This window comes from Caulobacter sp. D5, assembly GCF_003185805.1.
Lineage (GTDB): Bacteria > Pseudomonadota > Alphaproteobacteria > Caulobacterales > Caulobacteraceae > Caulobacter.
Genome location: NZ_QHJY01000281.1, coordinates 1 through 19,176, shown reverse-complemented (window position 1 = coordinate 19,176; position 19,176 = coordinate 1). Strand labels below are relative to the sequence as shown.

Below are 19,176 nucleotides of genomic sequence, written 5' to 3'. Positions count from 1 at the left end.
CCTCACCCGTTTTATACGGGTGAGGTATGCCCCTCGCCCGCCTTTTCGCGCGCTTCATAGTCCTCGATCTGCCGCGCCGTCCACTCCGGAGATTTCGTGAAGCGAGCGAGCAGGTTGTAGAACACCGGAACGATGAACAGGGTTAGCAGGGTCGCCACGATGGCGCCGAAGAAGATCACGGCCCCGATCGTCTGGCGGCTTCCCGCCCCCGCCCCTGTCCAGAGAAGCAGCGGCAAGGCGCCCATGGCGGTGGCGATCGAGGTCATGATGATCGGGCGCAGGCGCAGGGCCGCCGCCTCGATCACCGCCTCGGTGACCTTCAGCCCCTCGTCGCGCAGCTGGTTGGCGAACTCGACGATCAGGATGCCGTTCTTGGCGGCGATGCCGACCAGGATGATCAGGCCGATCTGGCTGTAGGTGTTGATGGTCGAGCCGGCCATCAGCAGGCCAAAGAGGCCGCCCAGCACCGCCAGCGGCACGGTCAGCATGATCACCGCCGGGTGGATCCAGCTTTCGAACTGCGCGGCCAGCACCAGGAACACCAGCAGCAGGGCCAGACCGAAGGCGATGGCGATGCCGCCCGAGCCTTCCAGATAGTCCTTGGCCTGGCCGCCCCACTTGACGCTGACGCCGGGGGTCGGATGGGCCGCGGCCTGGGCCTGGAAGAAGCTCACCGCGTCCTCGACCGTGAAGCCGGGCGACAGCTGGGTGGTCAGGGTCACCGAGCGCAGGCGGTCGACGCGCGGACGGTCGGGGGTGTCGCCCCGCAGCTGCGTCTTGACCACCGTCGACAGCGGCACCAGGCCGCCGGCGTTGGTGCGCACCTGCAGCTTGTCGAGGTCGGCGACGCTGCGGCGCTGGTCGAGTTCGGTCTGCAGGATGACGTCGTATTCCTGGCCGTTCTTGATGTAGGTCGTCGCCTGGCGCGAGCCGAACATGGTCTCGAGCGCGCGGCCCACGGCCTGGGCCGAGACGCCCAGGGTGGCGGCCTTGTCGAGATCGATCTGCACCGACAGGCGCGGCGCGGTCGGCTCGTAGTCGATGCGCGGACGCGAGAAGCCCGGATTGGCCTGCGCCGCGTCGAGGATCGGCTTCAGCCAGTTCGCCAGCTGGACGTAGTCGTTGCCGACGGCGATCAGGTCGACGTTCGTGCCGCCGCCGCCACCGCCGCCCCCGCCGCGCTGGAAGGCGCCGCGCACGCTGGCCACGGCCCGCACGCCGGTGATCTTCGACAGGTCCTTGTTGAGTTCGGCGGCCACCTGGTCGGCGGTCTTGTTCCGCTCGCCCCAGCCCTTCAGCACCACCACGCCGTTGCCCGAGTTGAACTGGCTCTGGCCGAAACGCGGGATGGTCAGGATGGTGCGCTCGGCGACGCCGTCGTCGCGGTAGCGGCCCATGATCTTCTCGATCCGCGAGCCGATCGCCGAGGTGTAGTCGAAGCCGGCGCCTTCCGGGGCGCTGATCTGGATGTCGACGCGGCCGCGGTCCTCGGCCGGCACCAGTTCCTTGGGCAGGCTGACGAACAGCAGGGCCGCGAAGCCGGCCAGCAGGATCACCGCCCCGCCGGCGGCGAAGGTGGCGGCGCGTCCGCCCAGCAGGCTTTCCAGCGAGGCGCGGTAGCTGTCGCGCAGCTTGTCCATCGCCCAGTCCATGCGCTTGTTGAACCAGCCGCCGCCGTGGGCGCCCTTCAGCAGCTTGGAGGCCATCATCGGCGACAGGCTCAGCGCCAGCAGCGCCGAGAAGGCCACGGCCGCGGCGATGGCCACGGCCAGCTCGACGAACAGCCGGCCGATATAGCCCGGCAGGAACATCAGCGGCGCGAACACCGAGATCAGCACGATGGTGGTGGCCACCACCGCGAAGAACACCTGGCGCGAACCGCGCTGGGCGGCGATCAGCGGCGGCTCGCCCTCGTCCACCCGGCGCTGGATGTTCTCGACCACGACGATGGCGTCGTCGACCACCAGGCCCACGGCCAGCACCAGGGCCAGCAGGGTCAGCAGGTTCAGCGAGAAGCCCAGCGGGGCCAGGATGATGAAGGTCGACAGGATGCAGATCGGCGCGACGATCGACGGGATCAGCGCCGAGCGCCAGCTGCCCAGGAAGATCAGGTTGACCAGCGCCACCAGGGCCACCGACATGCCCATGGTGATCCACACCTCGTGGATGGCCTCGGCGGTGAACACCGAGTTGTCCACGGCCACCACCAGCTTGGTGCCGGCCGGCAGGGTCTGGTTGATGACCTCGACTTCCTTGGCCACGGCCTTGGAGATGGCCACGTCGTTGGCCTGCGACTGGCGGGTCAGGCCGATGCCGACCTGGTCGACGTCGTTGCCGCGGAACAGGCGCCGGCGCTCGTCCGGCCCTTCCTCGATGCGGGCCACGTCCGACAGGCGCAGCACGAAGCCGCTGGCGTCGGCGGGCCGCAGCGGCAGGCGCGCGAAGTCCTCTGGCTTGGCGTAGGCGCGGGCCACGCGGATCGTGAAGTCCTTGGCGCTGCTTTCCAGCGAGCCGGCCGGCAGTTCCAGGTTCTGGGCGTTCAGCGCGTCCTCGACGTCGCTGACGGTCACGCCGCGGGCGGCCATGGCGTCGGCGTTCAGCCAGATGCGCATGGCGTAGATCTTGGCTCCGAACAGGTTGGCCTGGGCCACCCCGTCGATGGTCGACATCCGCTCGACGAGATAGCGGTCGGCGTAGTCGGCCAGCTCCAGCGGATCCAGCGTGGTCGAGGTCAGGTTCAGGATGATGATCGGCGAGCTGTCGGCGTTGGCCTTGGCGATCTGCGGCGGGTCGGCCTGGTCGGGCAGGTTGGCCGAGACGCGGCTGACGGCGTCGCGCACGTCGTTGGCGGCGGCGTCCAGGTCGCGGTCCAGGCGGAAGGTGATGCTGATCTGCGAGCGGCCGTCGCGCGAGGAGCTGTTGACCCGGTCGATGCCCTGGATGCCGGCCACCTGGCGCTCGATCACCTGGGTGATGCGCTCCTCGATGACCTCGGCCGAGGCGCCGCGATAGGTGGTCGAGATCGACACCACCGGCGGGTCGACATTGGGCAGTTCGCGGATCGGCAGCGAGCCGAACGCGGCCAGGCCGATGACGCACAGGATGATCGCCGCGACGGCGGCGAATACCGGGCGGCGGACGGAGATGTCGGAAAGCATCAGCCGGCCTTGTGCGTTTGGCCAGGCTGGCCCGCCGGCTTGTTGACGTCGCGGACGGCCGCGCCGTCCTGCACGCGGTTGAGGCCGTCGGCCACGATCACGTCGCCGGCCTTCAGGCCCGAGCGGATCTCCACATAGCCGCCGGCGGTCAGGCCGGTGGTCACGTTGGTGCGGCGGGCGACATGGCCCTTGTCGCCCTTGGCGACGACGAACACCGAGGCCTGCTGGCCCTCGAACTGCACGGCCGCTTCCGGCGCGGCCAGGCCCTGGCGCACCCCCTGGTCGATGGCGACCTTGACCAGCATGCCCGGCTTCAGCCGGCCGCCGGGATTGGGGAACTCGGCCCGGGCCTTGATGGCGCGGGTGGCCTCGTCGATGCGGGTGTCGATCTGGGCGATGCGGCCCTGGAAGGTCTCGCCCGGCAGGGCGTCGGGCGCGGCCTGGATCGGCAGGCCCTCGCGCAGGGTGGCCAGATAGCGGTCCGGCACGGCGAAGTCGACGCGCACGACCGAGGCGTCGTCCAGGCTGACGATGGCGGTGCCCGGCGCGATCAGCGTGCCGGGGGCGACGTCGGAAATGCCCACCCGGCCGGCGAACGGCGCGCGGATCACGCGGTCCAACCGCTGGGCCTTGGCCGAGGCGACGCTGGCCTTGGCCGTCTCGTAGGCGGCCTGGTACTGCTCGGCGGTGGCGCGCGGGGCGATGCCCTTGTCGGCCAGGGTCTTCCAGCGCTGATAGGCGCGCTCGGCCTGGTTCAGGTTGGCCTGGGCCTCGGCGATGCCGGCGTTTTCCTGGTCGTCCTTCAGCGTCACCAGCACCTGGCCGCGGGCCACCTGCTGGCCGTCGCGGAAGTGGACGGCGGTGATCATCTCGGTGGTGTTCGAGGTGATGGTCACCGACTGGCGGCCCTTGGCCACGCCCAGCACCTCGATGCGGTCGGTGAACGGACGGCTGTCGACCTTGACCTGCGAGACGGCCGTGGCGCGCCCGCCCGGACCGCCCTGCCCCTCGGCCTTGCCGCCCAGCAGAAGCTTGGCGCCGCCGGCCACGATCATCAGAACCAGGGCGACGCCGGCCGCCATGAGGAAGAAGTGCCTGCGGATCACTAAGGTACGCTCCGGCCCCGTTGAACCGGGCCTCAAAGTCTAGGTTGCGGCGACATATGACCTCACCCTAGACCCGCGTCTAGTGACACTAGAATTACGGTTTATTTCATTACCGCAACACTTTCATGGCGGCGCCTTGACGTAACGTCGGTCGCCAAAGCGCCGCCTTGAACGCGCTAGTCCGTATAGCCCGGGGACTCGCGATCCAGCTGCCTCAGGCACCCAGGCCAGGCCAGGCCGGCGATCATGCCCAGGCCCATGCCGGTCTGGCTTCGCACTTCGGCCTGAGCCGCCTCCGGAGCGAGCAGCACGTGCTCGCGTCCTGCGCTGAGCGCCATCACCTGCTGGGCGCAGGCGCGCTCCAGGAAGAACATCCCCAGCCAGCATTCGGCCGCCGTACGGCCGGTCGACAGGGTGCCGTGGTTGCGCAGCATCATCAGCCGCTTGTCGCCCAGATCGGCCACCAGCCGTTCGCGCTCGTCGAGGTTCAGGGCGATGCCTTCATAGTCGTGATAGGCCAGTTGCGGCGTCACGATCAGGGCGTGCTGGCTCAGCGGCAGCAGGCCCTCGGCATGGGCGGCCACGGCCACGCCCTGGTCGCTGTGCAGGTGCATGACAAACTGGGCGTCTTCCCGCGCGGCGTGGATCGCCGAGTGGATCGTGAAGCCCGCCGGATTGATGAAGTACGGCGTCTTGTCGATGACGTTGCCTTCCAGGTCCACCTTCACCAGGCACGAGGCGGTCATCTCGCCGAAGAACATGCCGTAGGGATTGATCAGGAAGTGGTGCTCTGGCCCCGGGATGCGGGCCGAGATGTGGGTGAAGATCATGTCGTCCCAGCCATGCAGGGCGACCAGGCGATAGAGGGCGGCCAGGTCGACCCGGGCCTGCCACTCGGCCTCGCTGACCTTGTCCTTGATCGATGCGGCGATCGCGCCGGCGCCGTCGGCCATGACGTTTGCTCCCGTAGGTTATCGTTGTTCTGTAGCGAACGTCGCGCCGACGGGCGCCCACGTCAAGCGACCCGCGTTAGACGGGATCGTACTTGCCAGCGCCCTTCCCCCGTCGGACCGTCCTCGTGGATTCGAAGAGGGGGGATCGTCGGCATGTTGCCCTTGATCGGCGTGGGCGTGATCGTCCTGGGCTTCGCGCTCAGGTTCAATCCGTTGCTGGTGGTGGTCTGCGCCGCCATGGCCTCGGGCCTGGCCGCCGGCCTTGGCCCGCTGGAGGTGCTGGCCGCCTTCGGCAAGGCGTTCAACCAGAACCGTTATGTCAGCATCGTCTGGGTGATCCTGCCGGCTATCGGCGTGCTGGAGCGCTCGGGCCTGCAGGAGCGCGCCCGGACGGCGATCCGGGCCATGAAGGCCGCCACGGCGGGACGGATCCTCGTCGTCTACCTGCTGGCCCGCCAGCTGACCGCGGCGCTGGGCCTGATCTCGATCGCCGGCCACGCCCAGACCGTCCGCCCGCTGGTCGCCCCCATGGCCGAGGCCGCCGCCGAGGGCCAGGCGCCGCTCGACGATGCGACCCGCGAAGAGGTCAAGGCGATGAGCGCGGCCACCGACAATGTCGGCGTCTTCTTCGGCGAGGACATCTTCATGGCCATCGGCTCGATCCTGCTGATCGTCGGCTTCCTCGACCAGAACGGCCTGATCGTCGAGCCGCTGCATCTGTCGGTCTGGGCCATCCCGACGGCGATCTGCGCCTTCCTGGTGCACGGCGCGCGCCTGCTGTTGTTCGACCGCAAGCTTTCGAAGCGGGGCCCCTCTTTGCAGGAGAAAGGGGCATGATCGGCCTGCCCCTCGTCTACCTGCTCGCCGGCGTCATGTTCACGGCCTTCGCGGCCATGAGCGCCGGCGACAAGGCCAATCCCAAGCGCTGGGGCAACGCCGCCTTCTGGGGGCTGTTCGCGATCAGCTTCCTGTTCGGCGACCGCCTGGGCGACCTCGGCAACGGCTTCCTCGTCGTCGCCCTGGCGCTGCTGGCGGGCACGGGCCGTCTCGGCGTCGGCCAGCCCAAGACCACCACGGCCGAGGAGCGCGTCGAACTCGCCCAGCGCTTCGGGCTGAAGCTCTTCCTGCCAGCCCTGCTGATCCCGGTCATCGTCCTCCTCGGCACCTTCGCCTTCAAGGCCCTGACCTGGAAGGGCCAGCACCTCGTCGATCCCAAGCAGGCCACCCTGGTCTCCCTGGCCATCGCCGCCGTGGTCGCCGCGATCCTGGCCCAGCGCCTGTTCAGGCAGCCGGCCAGCGCGCCCTTGCAGGAGGGCCGACGGCTGATGGACCTGGTCGGCTGGGCCGCCCTGCTGCCGCAGATGCTGGCGGCGCTGGGCGCGGTCTTCGCCCTGGCGGGCGTGGGCCAGACCATCGGCGACATCACCCTGGCCATCACCCCGGTCGACAGCCGCCTGGCCGTGGTCGTCGCCTACTGTCTCGGCATGGCGATCTTCACGGTGATGATGGGCAACGCCTTCGCCGCCTTCCCGGTGATGACCGCCGGCATCGGCCTGCCGCTGGTGATCGGCCGCTTCGGCGGCGACCCGGCCGTGGTCTGCGCCATCGGCATGCTGTCGGGCTTCTGCGGCACCCTGCTGACGCCCCTGGCCGCCAACTTCAACCTCGTTCCCGCCGCCCTCCTCCAGCTCAAGAACCGCTACGCCGTCATCCGCGCCCAGGCGCCGACGGCGGTGCTGATGCTGCTGATCAACATGGTCCTGATGTATGTCCTCGCCTTCCGCTGAGACCGCCTCCCGCTTCGCCCAGGCCGCCCTGGGCCACGTGGTCCGCGAATATCCCAACAAGCTCGACCACGTGATGGCCGGCGACGCCGACGCGCTGGGCCCGCGCGCCCTGCACCCGATCTTCTACGGCAGCTTCGACTGGCACTCCTGCGTCCATGGCTACTGGACCCTCGCCACCCTGCTGCGCCTGAATCCGGACCTTGCCGAGGGGCCCGCCATCCGCGCCCTGTTCGACGACGCCTTCACGCCTGAGAAGGTCGCCGCCGAGGTCGCCTATCTCGCCCGCCCCGAAAGCCGCGGCTTCGAGCGACCCTACGGCTGGGCCTGGCTCTTGAAGCTGCAAGCCGAACTCCTGACCCACGACGCGCCCTGGGCCACGACGATGCAGCCCCTGGCCGACGCCTTCGTCGCCCGCTACCGCGCCTTCCTGCCGATCGCCGACTATCCGATCCGGGCCGGCGTGCATTCCAACACCGCCTTCGCGCTGGCCCTGGCGGCCGACTACGCCGACGCCACCGGCGACGCCGACTTCCGCGCCCTGCTCGCGGCCAAGGCCGCCGCCTGGTACGGCCAGGACCGCGCCTGCCAGGCCTGGGAGCCGTCGGGCGACGACTTCCTCTCTCCAGCCCTGGTCGAGGCCCTGGCCATGCGCCGCCTGCAGCCGGAGAGCTTCGCGGCCTGGTTCGCCGCCTTCTTGCCCGACCTCGCCCAGCGCCGACCGGCGACGCTGTTCTCCCCGCCCTCGGTCAGCGACCGCACCGATGGTAAGATCGCCCACCTCGACGGCCTGTCCCTCTCCCGCGCCTGGTGCTGGCGCGCCGTGGCCAAGGACGCCCCACCGGCCGTAGCGGCCGTCGCCCTGGAAGCCGCCGACCTGCACCTGGCGACCGCCCTGCCTCACGTCACCGGCGACTACATGGGCGAGCACTGGCTGGCCAGCTTCGCCCTGCTGGCGATGCTGGAGGGATGAGCGTCCGTGTGATCCTTCTCCCCTTGCGGGAGAGGGATCGCACGGCGGCTGAAAACGCCCCCTCCGGCCCTCCGGGCCACCTCCCCCAGAGGGGGAGGATCATCTAAGTTGCCCCGCCGCCCGCAACCGGATTCGCCTGCCCGTGTCTCAGATCCCCGTCGCCGACCTCACTGAAGCCCAAGCCGTCGAGGAGCTGGAGCGCCTCGCCGACGAGATGGCCGGCCACGACCTGCGCTACTATCAGGACGACGCCCCGACGATCGACGACGCCGGGTACGACGAGCTCAAGCGCCGCAACGCCGAGATCGAGACCCGTTTCCCGCACCTGATCCGCGAGAACTCGCCGTCGCTGAAGGTCGGCGCCGCGCGCTCGGCCCAGTTCTCGCCGGTCGAGCACGGCGTGCCGATGCTCAGCCTCGACAACGCCTTCTCCAACGACGAGGCGACCGAGTTCGACGCCCGTATCCGCCGCTTCCTGCGCCTGACGCCCGACGAGCCGGTGTTCTACACCGCCGAGCCCAAGATCGACGGCCTGTCGGCCTCGATCCGCTACGAGAAGGGCGTGCTGGTCCAGGGCGCCACGCGCGGCGACGGCCGCGTGGGCGAGGACGTCACCGCCAACCTCAAGACCATCGCCGACATCCCCCACAAGCTGAAGGGCTCGGGCTGGCCGGACGTCATCGAGATCCGCGGCGAGGTCTATGTCGAACTGGAGGCCTTCGCCGCCTTCAACCGGGCCGCCGAGGAAGCTGGTTCGCGCACCTACGCCAACCCCCGCAACTTCGCCGCCGGCTCGCTGCGCCAGATCGACCCGAAGATCAGCGCCACCCGGCCGCTGCGCTTCTTCGGCTACGCCTGGGGCCTGGCCTCGGAGCCCTTCGCCACAGGCCAGTGGGAAGCGCTGGAAAAGCTCGAGGAATGGGGCTTCGTCACCACCGCCCCGCCGGCCCAGCAGGTCGAGGGCGCGCAGGGCCTGCTCGACGTCTACGCCCATTTCGAGACCCTGCGCCCGCAACTGCCCTTCGACATCGACGGCGTCGTCTACAAGGTCGACGACCTGGAGCGGCAGCGCCGCCTGGGCTTCGTCTCGCGCTCGCCCCGCTGGGCCATCGCCCGCAAGTTCCCGGCCCAGCGCGCCAAGACGATCCTTGAAGCCATCGACATCCAGGTCGGCCGCACCGGCGCCCACACGCCGGTGGCGCGGCTAAAGCCCGTCACCGTGGGCGGCGTCTCGGTGACCAACGCCACCCTGCACAACGCCGACGAGATCGCCCGCCTCGACGTTCGCATCGGCGACACCGTCGTCCTGCAACGGGCCGGCGACGTGATTCCGCAGATCGTCGAGGTCGACGTCGAGGCTCGCCCCGATGGCGCGGCGCCCTACGAGTTCCCGCACGTCTGCGAGTGCCCGCTGAAGACGGCCCTGACCCAGGAGATCAACGCCAACGGCGTGGAGTCGGTCGTGCGCCGCTGCACCGGCGAGTTCGCCTGCCCGTTCCAGCGCGTCGAGCACCTGCGCCACTTCGTCTCCCGCCGCGCCTTCGACATCGAGGGCCTGGGCGAAAAGCAGCTCCAGGCCTTTTTCGAGGAAGGCTGGATCAACGAGCCGGCCGACATCTTCCGCCTGGCCCGCGACGAGGAGAAGCTTGCCGCCTTGCGCGAACGCGACGGCTACGGCGAGACCTCGGTCAAGAACCTGATCGCCGGCATCGACGCCCGCCGCACCATCGGCCTCGATCGGATGATCTACGGCCTGGGCGCCCGCGACATCGGCGAGACCACCTCGACCGTGCTGGCCCGCCACTTCGACCAGTTCGCCGACCTGCAGGCCGCCTCCGAAGCCGCCGCCAAGGGCCTGCCGGGCGCGACCTATCTGGAGCTGTCGACCGCCGCCGGCGTCGGCCCCAAGGCGCTCGATCTCCTCGTCGAGGCCGGCCGCGCCGGCGTGCCCGCCGATCCCTGGCCGCAGTCGGAAGACCTGGAGCTGAAGATCGGCCAGGTGGTGCCCAAGCTGACCAAACCGGCCCGCGCGGCCCTTGCCCAGCGCTACGGAACCTGGGACGCCTTCGCCGAGGGTCTGGCCGAAGCCGCCAAGGGCGCGCCGGGCGAGGACTATCTGCACCTGGCCGCCGTCGACGGCGTCGGCCCGGTCGCCGCCCAGTCCCTGGCCCGCTTCTTCGCCGAGGAACACAACCGCCAGAAGGTCGAGAACCTGCTCGCCCAGCTCGACGTCCAGGCCGTGGCCAAGCCCAAGACCGACACCGCCGTGGCCGGCAAGACCGTGGTCTTCACCGGTTCGCTGGAGAAGATGACCCGCGACGAGGCCAAGGCCCAGGCCGAGGCTCTCGGCGCCAAGGTCGCCTCCTCGGTCTCCAAGAAGACCCACCTCGTGGTCGCCGGCCCCGGCGCGGGCTCCAAGCTCAAGACCGCCCAGGACCTCGGCATCCAGGTGATGACCGAGGACGAATGGCTGGCCCTGGTCGCCGGCTGATGAAGGTCGTCGCCATCGATTTCGAGACCGCCAACGAGACCCGGTCGAGCCCGTGCTCGATCGGCCTGGCCTTTATCGAGGACGGCGCGGTCGCCCGCGTCGACCACCACTACATCCGGCCGTGGGACATGCGGTTCGCGCCGTTCAACATGGCCTTCCACGGCATCGGCCCGAACCACGTGCGCGACGCCGACGAGTTCCCCGCCGTGCTCGACCGGCTGCGCGAGAACCTCGACGGCGCCCTGGTGCTGGCCCACAACGCCGCCTTCGACATCAGCGTCATCCGCCGCACCTGCGAGCACTACGGCGTGGCCCCGCCGGCCTTCGACTACATGTGCACCGTGCAGGTCGCCCGCAGCGTCTGGCCCGACCTCGTGTCGCACAAGCTGAACGTGGTCGGCCGTCATCTCGGGATCGACTTCAAGCACCACGACGCGGCCGGCGACGCCTATGCCTGCGGCGCGGTGGCCCTGGCCGCCGCGGTCGAGACCGGCGCGGGCGCCGTCCACGCCCTGCCCAGCCGCATCGGCCTGACGCTGGGGCGGCTGGACCAGGGCGGCTATGCCCCCTCGCAGAGTCGCCATCTCCCCAGGAAGGCCCCGCCGCCGCCCCGCCCCGTCCTGCCGCCCGGCGCCGAGCGCCGGCTGGCCGGCCGCACGGTGGTGTTCACCGGACAGCTCGACACCATGAGCCGCCCCGACGCCCAGGACCTGGCCACCGCCATGGGCGCGCGGGTCGTGCTCTCCGTAACCAAGACCACCGACCTCGTCGTCGCCGGCCCCGGCGCGGGCGCCAAGCTGCGCACGGCCCGCGAACGGGGATTGCAGATCCTGAACGAAGAGGCCTGGCTGGCGCTGGTGGGGTGACACAGACCCTCCCCCTGAAGGGGAGGTGGCCCGGAGGGCCGGAGGGGGAAGCGACTTCGGCCGCCCCCCCGCTCAAACCTCAGCAGACACACCCCCTTCCGTCGCCTTCGGCGACACCTCCCCCTTCGGGGAGAGGGTTATTGCGCGAGAAACGCCGCCAGCCGGTCCTTCCACAGCACCGCCCAGGTATGGCTGCCGTGCCCCTTGGTCTTCTCGCTGGCCGGCAACAGCACGAACTGCCCGCGCTTCAACCGCTTCACCTCGCGCTCGGCGATGCCCAGCTCCGGCGGGTTGATGAAGTCGTCGGCCGAGTTGATCCACAGCACCGGGACCTCGATCTTCTCCAGCCCCGCCGAGGGGTCGTAGTTCCTCGAAGCGTCCACCTGGTAGAGCAGGTCGTTGGCGTCCAGCCCCGCGATGCGGCGGGCGAAGTCGGCCTCCAGGGCCTTGTCGGTCGCCTCGCGGGTGGGCAGGGCCAGCTGCATCGGCAGGGCCGAGGCGCCGGCGATGATCAGGAAGTCGGTCGCCGTGCGCAGGCCCTGCTTGGGCTGTTCCGTGTAGTCGCCGCCGTTCCAGGCCGGATCGGCCTTGATGGCGTCCATGGTCATCTTGCGCCACATGCGGTTGCGGCCGGCGATGGCGACAGGCTGGCAGGCGAACGGCGTCAGCTTTTCAGCAAAGCCCGGATAGGTCTCGCCCCAGACGAAGGCGTGCATGCAGCCCATCGACGTGCCCATCAGGAGCTGCAGGCGATCCACCTTCAGCCCCTCGACCAGCAGCCGGTGCTGGGCCTGCACCATGTCGTCGTAATCATAGTGCGGAAACTTCGCCCTCAGCCCGTCCGAGGGCTTGGACGATTTCCCGTGGCCGATCCCATCGGGCAGGATCACGTACCACTGCGCCGGATCCAGCAGGCCGCCGGGAACCAGCAGTTCGTCGGCGAACTGCGGCGACAGGAACTGCTTGCCCGACCCGCCCGTGCCGTGCAGCACCATCACCGCATTGGTCACCCGCCCCTGCGCATCACGCTTCGGCTCGCCCAGCGTCGTGTAGTGCAGCCGCAGTTCCGGCAGGGTCTCGCCCGAGCGGAACTTGAAGTCCTTCACCACGAACTCGCCGTCTTTAGGCGCGACGGCGGGAGCGGACAAAGCGGCGACGGGCGCGAAGGCCGCGCAGGCGGCCAGGGTCAGCAGCAGGCGGCGCATGGCTTACTTCTTCTCCAGGCGGGCGACGAGGCTGGAGGTGTCCCAGCGATTGCCGCCCATGGCCTGCACCTCGCCGTAGAAGCCGTCGATCATCCGGGTCATGTCCAGCGTCGCGCCGTTGCTGGCCGCCTCGTCCAGGGCGATGCCCAGGTCCTTGCGCATCCAGTCGACCGCGAAGCCGAACTCGAACTCGCCGCGCGACATCGTCCCCCAGCGGTTCTCCATCTGCCAGGACTGGGCCGCGCCCTTGGAGATCGCCGCCAGCACGTCGTCGGTCGGCAGGCCGGCCCGCTTGGCGAAGTGCAGCGCCTCGGCCACGCCCTGCACCACGCCGGCGATGGCGATCTGGTTGCACATCTTGGTCAGCTGGCCCGCGCCCGACGGCCCCATCAGCCGCATGGCCTTGGCGTAAACGGAAAGCACCGGCTCGGCGGCCGCGTAAGATCCCTCGTCGCCGCCGACCATGATCGTCAGTTGGCCGTTCTCGGCCCCCGCCTGGCCGCCGGAGACCGGCGCGTCGAGGAAGCCCACGCCCTTGGCGGCGCAAAGCTCCGCCATCTCGCGGGCGACCTTGGCCGAGGTGGTGGTGTGGTCGACGATGATCGCGCCGGCTTCCAGCGCCGGCAGGATCTCGCCCACCACCGCCCGGACATCGTCGTCGTTGCCCACGCACAGGGCAACCAGTTGAGCGCCCTTGCTGGCCCCGGCGATCGTCGGATCGCTGCCGCCGCCGTGCTTTTCCACCCAGCGGGCGGCTTTCTGCGCGGTGCGGTTATAGACGGTCACCTCGTGGCCGGCGGCCTGCAGGTGGCCCGCCATCGGAAAGCCCATCACTCCAAGGCCGATGAACGCCGTCTTCATGCGCGAGACTCCTTGCCGCACCCTGCGGTTTCGGCCCCGTCTCTGGCCCCTCGGGCCGGCGATCGCAACGCCATTTTAACGTCCTGCCTTCAGGTTGCCCCGACAGGGTTAAGCAGGCTTAAGCACGATGGCGTCGACCGGCGAAGCGCCGATCATCATCAAGAAGATCAAGAAGGGCGGCGGTCATGGTCACCATGGCGGCGCCTGGAAGGTCGCCTATGCCGACTTCGTGACGGCGATGATGGCCTTCTTCCTGCTGATGTGGCTGCTCAACACCACGAGCCCCGAGCAGAAGCAGGGCATCGCCGACTACTTCGCCCCCGCCTCGATCTCGTCCAGCACCAGCGGCTCGGGCGGCATTCTCGGCGGCACCTCGCTCGGCGACGACGGCGCCAAGGCCGACGGCAAGATGTCGGTCGTCCAGCAGATGGCCCCCGAGGCTCCCGACCAGACCAACCAGGACGGCCAGTCCTCGACCACCGCCAGCCTCGACTCGGCCAGCGAGCAGGCCCTGCGCGACGCCCTGGCCAAGAAGGAGCAGGACAGCTTCGCCTCGGCCGCCCAGTCGCTGCGCCAGTCGCTGCAGGACATGCCCGAACTGGCCGAACTGTCGAAGCAGATCATGATCGACCAGACCCCGGAAGGCCTGCGCATCCAGCTGATCGACCAGGAAGGCCGCTCGATGTTCAAGGAAAACAGCAAGGAGCCCAACGACCGGGCCCGCCTGCTGCTGCGCGCCGTGGCCAAGGTCATCAACCAGCTGCCCAACCGCATCACCGTCTCGGGCCACACCAGCGCCGACGCCCGCGGCCGCAAGGCCGACAGCGACTGGTCCCTGTCGGCCCAGCGCGCCGACGCCTCGCGCCAGATCCTGCGCGGGGCCGGCGTCGACGACGACCGCATCTACCAGGTGTCGGGCAAGGCCAATTCCGAGCCCCTCTACGCTGACGATCCCACCCTGGCCGGCAACCGCCGGATCTCCATCGTCCTGTTGCGCGAAAAGCCCGTCCTGCCCGACAACCTGTGACCGTATGACGCGTCACGCGTTTGTCCTGCTTGCACAACGGCTCGGCATGTCGCCTAATCGCTCCTGAGGCATAGGCGGGGGCCTGGCCGGAGGAAGGGGACAGGGACGACGTGACGCAGCATTTTCCGACGCGACAGCTTCGGTTCTTCCTGACGGCGCCGACCCCATGCCCGTACCTGGCCGGCCGCCAGGAGCGGAAGGTCTTTACGCACCTGCCCCTGTCCGACGGCCCCGGCGTCAACGACGGCCTCACCCAGGTCGGCTTCCGCCGCTCCCAGAACATCGCCTACCGCCCGGCCTGCGAGACCTGCCGCGCCTGCCAGTCGGCGCGCGCGCCCGCGGCCGACTACGAATTCTCGCGCTCTGAGCGCCGCGCCCTGAGCCGCAACGGCGACCTCGTGCGCCACCTGGTCGAGGCCGAGGCCACGCTGGAGCAGTTCGAGCTGCTGCGCCGCTACCTCACCGCCCGTCACGCCGACGGCGGCATGGCCGAGATGACCTGGCCCGACTATGTCGCCATGGTCGAGGACACCGCTGTCCGCACCCACCTGATCGAATACCGCCGCCCGTCGGTCGACCGCGGCCCGGGCGAACTGGTGGCCTGCGTGCTGGTCGACGTGCTCGCCGACGGCCTGTCGCTGGTCTACAGCTTCTACGACCCGACCGAGGTCCGCCGGAGCCTGGGCTCCTTCATCATCCTCGACCACATCGTCCAGGCTCGGCTGACCGGCCTGCCCTACGTCTATCTGGGCTACTGGGTGCCGGGCTCCGAGAAGATGGCCTACAAGGCCAAGTTCTCGCCGCTGGAGATCCTCAAGCCCGGCGGCTGGTCGCTGATGTCGGCCCGCGAACGCGGCGCCCGCCCGCCCAAGGCCGCCCCCGCGCCTGCCGTGCGCGAGGTCGAACTGTCCGACGCCGTGCCCCTGACGGAACTGCCGGCGGCCGGGAAGCCCTGAAAGATCCCTTCTCCCCTTGCGGGAGAAGGTGTCGCCCCCCGGGTCCGGCCAAAGGCCGGCCCGAGGATAAACTCCGCCGACGGATGAGGGGGCTCTCAGAAATCAAACGCCGCGACAGCTGATCAGCCGTCGCGGCGTTTCTGTTCGTGCAACCCCTCACCCGACCTCCTTCGGAGGCCACCCTCTCCCGCAAGGGGAGAGGGACCGAGTTAGCGCGACCAGGCCACCCCGCCGTCCACTGCCAGCGTGGCCCCCATCACATAATCCCCCGCCCGCGAGGCCAGGTAGATCGCCGCGCCCGCCATGTCCTCGGGCTCGCCGATACGGCCGGCGGGGATGTGCTTGGCTACGGCGTCGGCGTGGTCGCGGGCGACGCGGTTCATGTCGCTGGGGAAGGCGCCCGGCGCGATGGCCGAGACGGCGATGTTGTCGGCCGCCAGGCGCAGGGCCATGCGCTTGGTCATGTGGATCAGGCCCGCCTTGCTGGCGCCGTAGGGATAGGTCTCCTCCTTGGTCACCGACAGGCCGTCGATCGAGGCGACGTTGATCACCTTGGCCACCCGGCTCTTGGCCGCCTCGCGCAGCGGGCCGATCAGGGCCTGGGTGAGGAAGAACGGCGTCTTCATGTTGAGGTCGACGGTCTTGTCCCAGCCGGCCTCGGGGAACTCGTCGAAGGCCGCGCCCCAGGCCGCGCCGGCGTTGTTGACCAGAATGTCGAGCTTGCTCTCCCGCTCGGTGATCCGCGCGGCCAGGCCCTGCACGCCTTCCAGCGTCGAGATGTCGCCCGGCAGCGACACGCACTCGCCGAATTCCGACAGCTCCTCTGCCGCCGCGTCGCAGGCGCCGGCCTTGCGGGCGGTGATGTAGACCCGCGCCGCGCCATAGCGCAGGAAGCCCTCGGCGATCATCCGGCCAATGCCGCGCGACCCGCCGGTGACGAGCGCCACCCGGCCCTCGAGGGAGAACATTTCCAGCATTAGCGTTTCCTCCGGTCCCGTCTGTGCGGGCCTTATTTTTCGGGATTGGTGAGCGCCTGGTAGACCAGGGTCGCCGTGCGTTCGTCGAGATTGCGCAGGGCCGGATCGCCGTCCTTGGCCAGCACGTGGATCATGCCCAGGAAGATCACGTCGTTGGTCGGGTCGATCCAGAACCAGGTGCCGGCCGCGCCGCCCCAGCTGTAGGTCCCCTTCCCCGCCAGCGTGCCGGCCCGGGCCGGATCGGTGACGACCATGAAGTCGAGGCCGAAGCCCTTGCCGGTCGCCTTCGAGAACCCGGCCTTGGGATCATCCAGGATCGCGTCGGGCAGGTGGTCGGACGCCATCAGCTTGACGGTGGCCGGCGACAGGATGCGCGCCCCGTCCAGCTCGCCGCCGTTCAGCAGCATCTGGGCGAAACGGGCGTAGTCGGTGCTGGTCGAGACGAGGCCGCCGCCGCCCGAGGCCACGACCGGCGGCTTGGTGACGTCCAGCACCATGAAGCCCTCGGCCGGGACGATCTTCTTGTCCTTGCCGCTCCACATGTAGATGTCGGCCAAGCGGGACAGCTTCTCCGGCGGCAGCGAGAAGCCGGTGTCCTTCATCTTCAGCGGCTCGAAGATGCGCTCGCGCATGAAGTCCGGCAGGCTCTGGCCCGACAGCTTCTCGACGATGAAGCCCTGGATGTCGACGCCGACGCTGTACTTCCACTGCTTGCCCGGCGGACCGTACAGCGGCAGCTTGGCGACCTTCTCGACGAACTCCTGGCCGCTCTTGGAGCTCAGCACGCCAGTCGAGACATAGGCCTTGTCGACCGGATTGTCGGGGTTGAGGCCATAGGCGAAGCCGGCCGTGTGGCTCATGATCTCGCGCATGGTCGGCGGCCGGTCGGCGGGCTCGGTGACGAACGAGCCGTCGGCGTTGACGCCCTTGTAGACCCGCAGGTTGGCGAACTCGGGGATGTACTTGGTCACCGGGTCGTCGAGGCGCCATTTGCCCTCCTCGAACAGGATCATCATCGCCACGCCCGTGACCGGCTTGGTCTGGGAGTAGATGCGGAAGATGGTGTCCTTGGTCATCGGCGGCCCGCCGAAGCCCTGGGCGCCGTAGGTCTCGAAGCTGACCACCTTGCCGTGGCGCAGCAGCATGGTCGTCGCGCCCGGCAGATGCCCCTCTGCGACCAGGCTCTTCATCAGGGCGTCGAGGCTCTTCAGCCGCTCGGCCGAGACGCCGACGCTCTGCGGCGCGGCGGCCGGCAGGACCGGTTTCGGGGCGGCCAGGACGGGCGATGCGCCCATCGCCAGAGAAAAGGCCAGGGCCGTAGCCAACCCGAAACGCCGCCCAAAACCTTGCATCGCCATGCATCACCCCAAACAGTCGTTTGGAGGCGACCTTACCGGGGATTGCGACAGGTGCAATCACGCCTTGGAGCGACGGCCGGGTCGATCAGCACGAATGGGGAGCACGCTTTTCCATGACCCCCTCCCCCATCAAGGGGGAAGGGAGAAAGGGAAGACCGCCTACTACTTCTTCCTGTTGTTCGCGGCCACGGCCAGGAACACCGTGCCCACGCCGCAGAACACCGCGAACAAGGCGATGAACACCGCCGTCGACTTCTTCGAGTCACCGTCGGCGGCATGGGCCAGGGTCGGCGCCGCCAGGATGAACGCGCCGGCCAGCAGCGACTTGATGGTCTTCATCGGAAAAGCCCCCACACGAGTACTGCGGCGAGCTAGCCCGCTTTCCACCATCACGACAAGCCGAGCACGCCCCGCTACTTGGCCGAGAACAGCGCCTTGTCGATCGCCTCGGCCATCAGCGCATAACCCGCATCGTTCGGGTGCAGGTGGTCGCCGCCATGCGTCTCGACGCGCAGCTGGCTGGGCCTCTCCGGATCGCGCAGCACCGCGTCGAAGTCGACGATCCCGTCGAACTCGCCGCTGGTGCGGATCCAGGCGTTGACCGCCTGCCGCGTGGCCTCGCCCTTCTCGTGATAATAGGCCGCGCCCTCGAACGGCGGGATGACGCCGCCATAGATCTTCACGCCGCGCGCATGGGCCCGGGCGATCAGCTGGCGGTAGCCGGCGATCAGGTCCTCGGGCGTCACCGCGTCGGCGGCGAAGCCCGGCTGGGCCGGACGGCCGATGTCGTTGATGCCTTCCAGCAGGAACACCGCCTTCAGCCCCGCCACGCTCAGCACGTCGCGGTCGAAGCGCGACAGCGCGCTGGGTCCCGACACCTCGCGCAGCAGCCGCCCGCCGCCGACGCCCATATTGACCACGCTCCAGCCCTCGCCGCGCGCGGCCAGCCGCTGGGCCAACTGCTCGGGATAGCCCTTGTCGGCGTTGGCGGTCGAGCCGGAGCCCTCGGTGATAGAGTCGCCGATCGCCACCAGCACCGGGGCCTCGCCGGCGCCCCTCACCTCCACGCCGCTGACTAGGCCCGGACCGCGCAGGGTCTCCTCGCCCGGGATCAGGCTCTTGGCGACGTGGTTGCCGGGCGGGGCCACGAACAGGCGCACGCGGTGGCCGGCCGGGGCCTGGGTCCCGACATAGAAGATCGCCACCGACACCCGGTCCATGGCCTTGACCGGCAGGGCGACCGGGTCTGTCAGCAGCGGCGCGCCCGGCGCGATCGTGAACTCGCTCTTGCCGCCCACCGTCACCGCGACCGGCGCGCCCAGGATCTTGCCGTCGGCGTCGGCCGGGGCGACCGTGATCGCCCCCACCGCCAGCGGCCGCTCGTTGAGTTCGTTGGACAGCCGTAGGCGCAGCGCGTCGCCGCCGGCGTTCAGCCGCATGACCTGGCGCACCGTGACGTCG

16 protein-coding genes are annotated in these 19,176 nt (G+C 69.5%); 7 read left to right on the top strand and 9 right to left on the bottom strand.

Annotated features, from left to right (window positions below; genetic code table 11):
• Positions 1 to 11: 11 nt before the first annotated feature.
• The 3 genes from DMC18_RS17765 to DMC18_RS17755 all read right to left on the bottom strand — a co-directional run bounded on the left by DMC18_RS17765 (position 12) and on the right by DMC18_RS17755 (position 5,217).
• Positions 12 to 3,158: an efflux RND transporter permease subunit gene (locus tag DMC18_RS17765; protein ID WP_110133161.1), complete on the bottom strand. Its 3,147-nt coding sequence runs from the start codon at positions 3,156 to 3,158 to the stop codon at positions 12 to 14.
• Positions 3,158 to 4,264 (bottom strand): efflux RND transporter periplasmic adaptor subunit, encoded by a 1,107-nt coding sequence (locus DMC18_RS17760; RefSeq protein ID WP_146218118.1) that lies wholly within the window; start codon positions 4,262 to 4,264, stop codon positions 3,158 to 3,160. The genes DMC18_RS17765 and DMC18_RS17760 overlap by 1 nt, the downstream gene beginning before the upstream one ends.
• 176 nt (positions 4,265 to 4,440) lie before the next feature.
• Positions 4,441 to 5,217: a class II aldolase/adducin family protein gene (locus tag DMC18_RS17755; RefSeq protein WP_110122007.1), complete on the bottom strand. Its 777-nt coding sequence runs from the start codon at positions 5,215 to 5,217 to the stop codon at positions 4,441 to 4,443.
• A 153-nt stretch (positions 5,218 to 5,370) separates the two neighbouring features.
• Between DMC18_RS17755 and DMC18_RS17750 the strand changes: the two genes are divergently transcribed.
• From DMC18_RS17750 to DMC18_RS17730, 5 genes are all read left to right on the top strand, one after another.
• Positions 5,371 to 6,054 (top strand): DUF969 domain-containing protein, encoded by a 684-nt coding sequence (locus DMC18_RS17750; RefSeq protein ID WP_110122008.1) that lies wholly within the window; start codon positions 5,371 to 5,373, stop codon positions 6,052 to 6,054.
• The gene (locus tag DMC18_RS17745; RefSeq protein WP_110122009.1) at positions 6,051 to 7,004 is read left to right on the top strand and encodes a DUF979 domain-containing protein; all 954 of its coding nucleotides are present in this window, start codon (positions 6,051 to 6,053) and stop codon (positions 7,002 to 7,004) included. The genes DMC18_RS17750 and DMC18_RS17745 overlap by 4 nt, the downstream gene beginning before the upstream one ends.
• On the top strand, positions 6,985 to 7,974 hold the full coding sequence (locus DMC18_RS17740; protein ID WP_110122010.1) for a DUF2891 domain-containing protein: 990 nt from the start codon (positions 6,985 to 6,987) through the stop codon (positions 7,972 to 7,974). The genes DMC18_RS17745 and DMC18_RS17740 overlap by 20 nt, the downstream gene beginning before the upstream one ends.
• Positions 7,975 to 8,116: 142 nt before the next feature.
• Entirely contained in the window at positions 8,117 to 10,465 is a 2,349-nt protein-coding gene (gene ligA / locus DMC18_RS17735) for an NAD-dependent DNA ligase LigA (protein WP_110133160.1), read from the top strand.
• A complete protein-coding gene (locus DMC18_RS17730) occupies positions 10,441 to 11,331 on the top strand; it encodes an exonuclease domain-containing protein (RefSeq protein WP_199232590.1) in 891 nt (296 codons plus the stop codon). Before ligA ends, DMC18_RS17730 begins: the two co-directional genes overlap by 25 nt.
• A gap of 137 nt (positions 11,332 to 11,468) precedes the next feature.
• On the opposite strand, the gene DMC18_RS17725 is transcribed toward DMC18_RS17730, so the two are convergent.
• Together DMC18_RS17725 and DMC18_RS17720 are read right to left on the bottom strand one after the other, a co-directional pair.
• Positions 11,469 to 12,536, bottom strand: coding sequence for an alpha/beta fold hydrolase (locus DMC18_RS17725; protein WP_110122014.1), 1,068 nt, complete (start codon positions 12,534 to 12,536; stop codon positions 11,469 to 11,471).
• A 3-nt stretch (positions 12,537 to 12,539) separates the two neighbouring features.
• Positions 12,540 to 13,397: an NAD(P)-dependent oxidoreductase gene (locus tag DMC18_RS17720; RefSeq protein ID WP_110122015.1), complete on the bottom strand. Its 858-nt coding sequence runs from the start codon at positions 13,395 to 13,397 to the stop codon at positions 12,540 to 12,542.
• Between the two features lie 127 nt (positions 13,398 to 13,524).
• On the opposite strand from DMC18_RS17720, the gene DMC18_RS17715 reads away from it, so the two are divergent.
• Together DMC18_RS17715 and DMC18_RS17710 are read left to right on the top strand one after the other, a co-directional pair.
• Positions 13,525 to 14,424, top strand: a complete 900-nt coding sequence (locus DMC18_RS17715; protein WP_110122016.1) for a flagellar motor protein MotB — start codon at positions 13,525 to 13,527, stop codon at positions 14,422 to 14,424.
• Between the two features lie 110 nt (positions 14,425 to 14,534).
• Positions 14,535 to 15,380: an arginyltransferase gene (locus DMC18_RS17710; protein WP_110122017.1), complete on the top strand. Its 846-nt coding sequence runs from the start codon at positions 14,535 to 14,537 to the stop codon at positions 15,378 to 15,380.
• Between the two features lie 209 nt (positions 15,381 to 15,589).
• Here the strand turns inward: DMC18_RS17710 and DMC18_RS17705 are convergent, their stop codons facing one another.
• The 4 genes from DMC18_RS17705 to DMC18_RS17695 form a co-directional block, all read right to left on the bottom strand.
• Positions 15,590 to 16,357 (bottom strand): SDR family oxidoreductase, encoded by a 768-nt coding sequence (locus tag DMC18_RS17705; RefSeq protein WP_110122018.1) that lies wholly within the window; start codon positions 16,355 to 16,357, stop codon positions 15,590 to 15,592.
• 32 nt (positions 16,358 to 16,389) lie between these two features.
• Positions 16,390 to 17,709, bottom strand: coding sequence for a serine hydrolase (locus DMC18_RS17700; RefSeq protein ID WP_110122020.1), 1,320 nt, complete (start codon positions 17,707 to 17,709; stop codon positions 16,390 to 16,392).
• A gap of 168 nt (positions 17,710 to 17,877) precedes the next feature.
• On the bottom strand, positions 17,878 to 18,054 hold the full coding sequence (locus DMC18_RS26120) for a hypothetical protein (RefSeq protein ID WP_158285929.1): 177 nt from the start codon (positions 18,052 to 18,054) through the stop codon (positions 17,878 to 17,880).
• Between the two features lie 74 nt (positions 18,055 to 18,128).
• A partial coding sequence (locus tag DMC18_RS17695; protein ID WP_110133158.1) for an SGNH/GDSL hydrolase family protein occupies positions 18,129 to 19,176 on the bottom strand: 1,048 nt, incomplete at its 5' end.

Coding starts and splice junctions, on each gene's coding strand:
- DMC18_RS17765 (WP_110133161.1), bottom strand. CDS start 3,158: ATGCTTTCCGACATCTCCGTCCGCCGCCCGGTATTCGCCGCCGTCGCG.
- DMC18_RS17755 (WP_110122007.1), bottom strand. CDS start 5,217: ATGGCCGACGGCGCCGGCGCGATCGCCGCATCGATCAAGGACAAGGTC.
- DMC18_RS17750 (WP_110122008.1), top strand. CDS start 5,371: ATGTTGCCCTTGATCGGCGTGGGCGTGATCGTCCTGGGCTTCGCGCTC.
- DMC18_RS17745 (WP_110122009.1), top strand. CDS start 6,051: ATGATCGGCCTGCCCCTCGTCTACCTGCTCGCCGGCGTCATGTTCACG.
- DMC18_RS17740 (WP_110122010.1), top strand. CDS start 6,985: ATGTCCTCGCCTTCCGCTGAGACCGCCTCCCGCTTCGCCCAGGCCGCC.
- DMC18_RS17730 (WP_199232590.1), top strand. CDS start 10,441: ATGGCTGGCCCTGGTCGCCGGCTGATGAAGGTCGTCGCCATCGATTTC.
- DMC18_RS17725 (WP_110122014.1), bottom strand. CDS start 12,536: ATGCGCCGCCTGCTGCTGACCCTGGCCGCCTGCGCGGCCTTCGCGCCC.
- DMC18_RS17720 (WP_110122015.1), bottom strand. CDS start 13,397: ATGAAGACGGCGTTCATCGGCCTTGGAGTGATGGGCTTTCCGATGGCG.
- DMC18_RS17715 (WP_110122016.1), top strand. CDS start 13,525: ATGGCGTCGACCGGCGAAGCGCCGATCATCATCAAGAAGATCAAGAAG.
- DMC18_RS17705 (WP_110122018.1), bottom strand. CDS start 16,357: ATGCTGGAAATGTTCTCCCTCGAGGGCCGGGTGGCGCTCGTCACCGGC.
- DMC18_RS17700 (WP_110122020.1), bottom strand. CDS start 17,709: ATGCAAGGTTTTGGGCGGCGTTTCGGGTTGGCTACGGCCCTGGCCTTT.
- DMC18_RS26120 (WP_158285929.1), bottom strand. CDS start 18,054: ATGAAGACCATCAAGTCGCTGCTGGCCGGCGCGTTCATCCTGGCGGCG.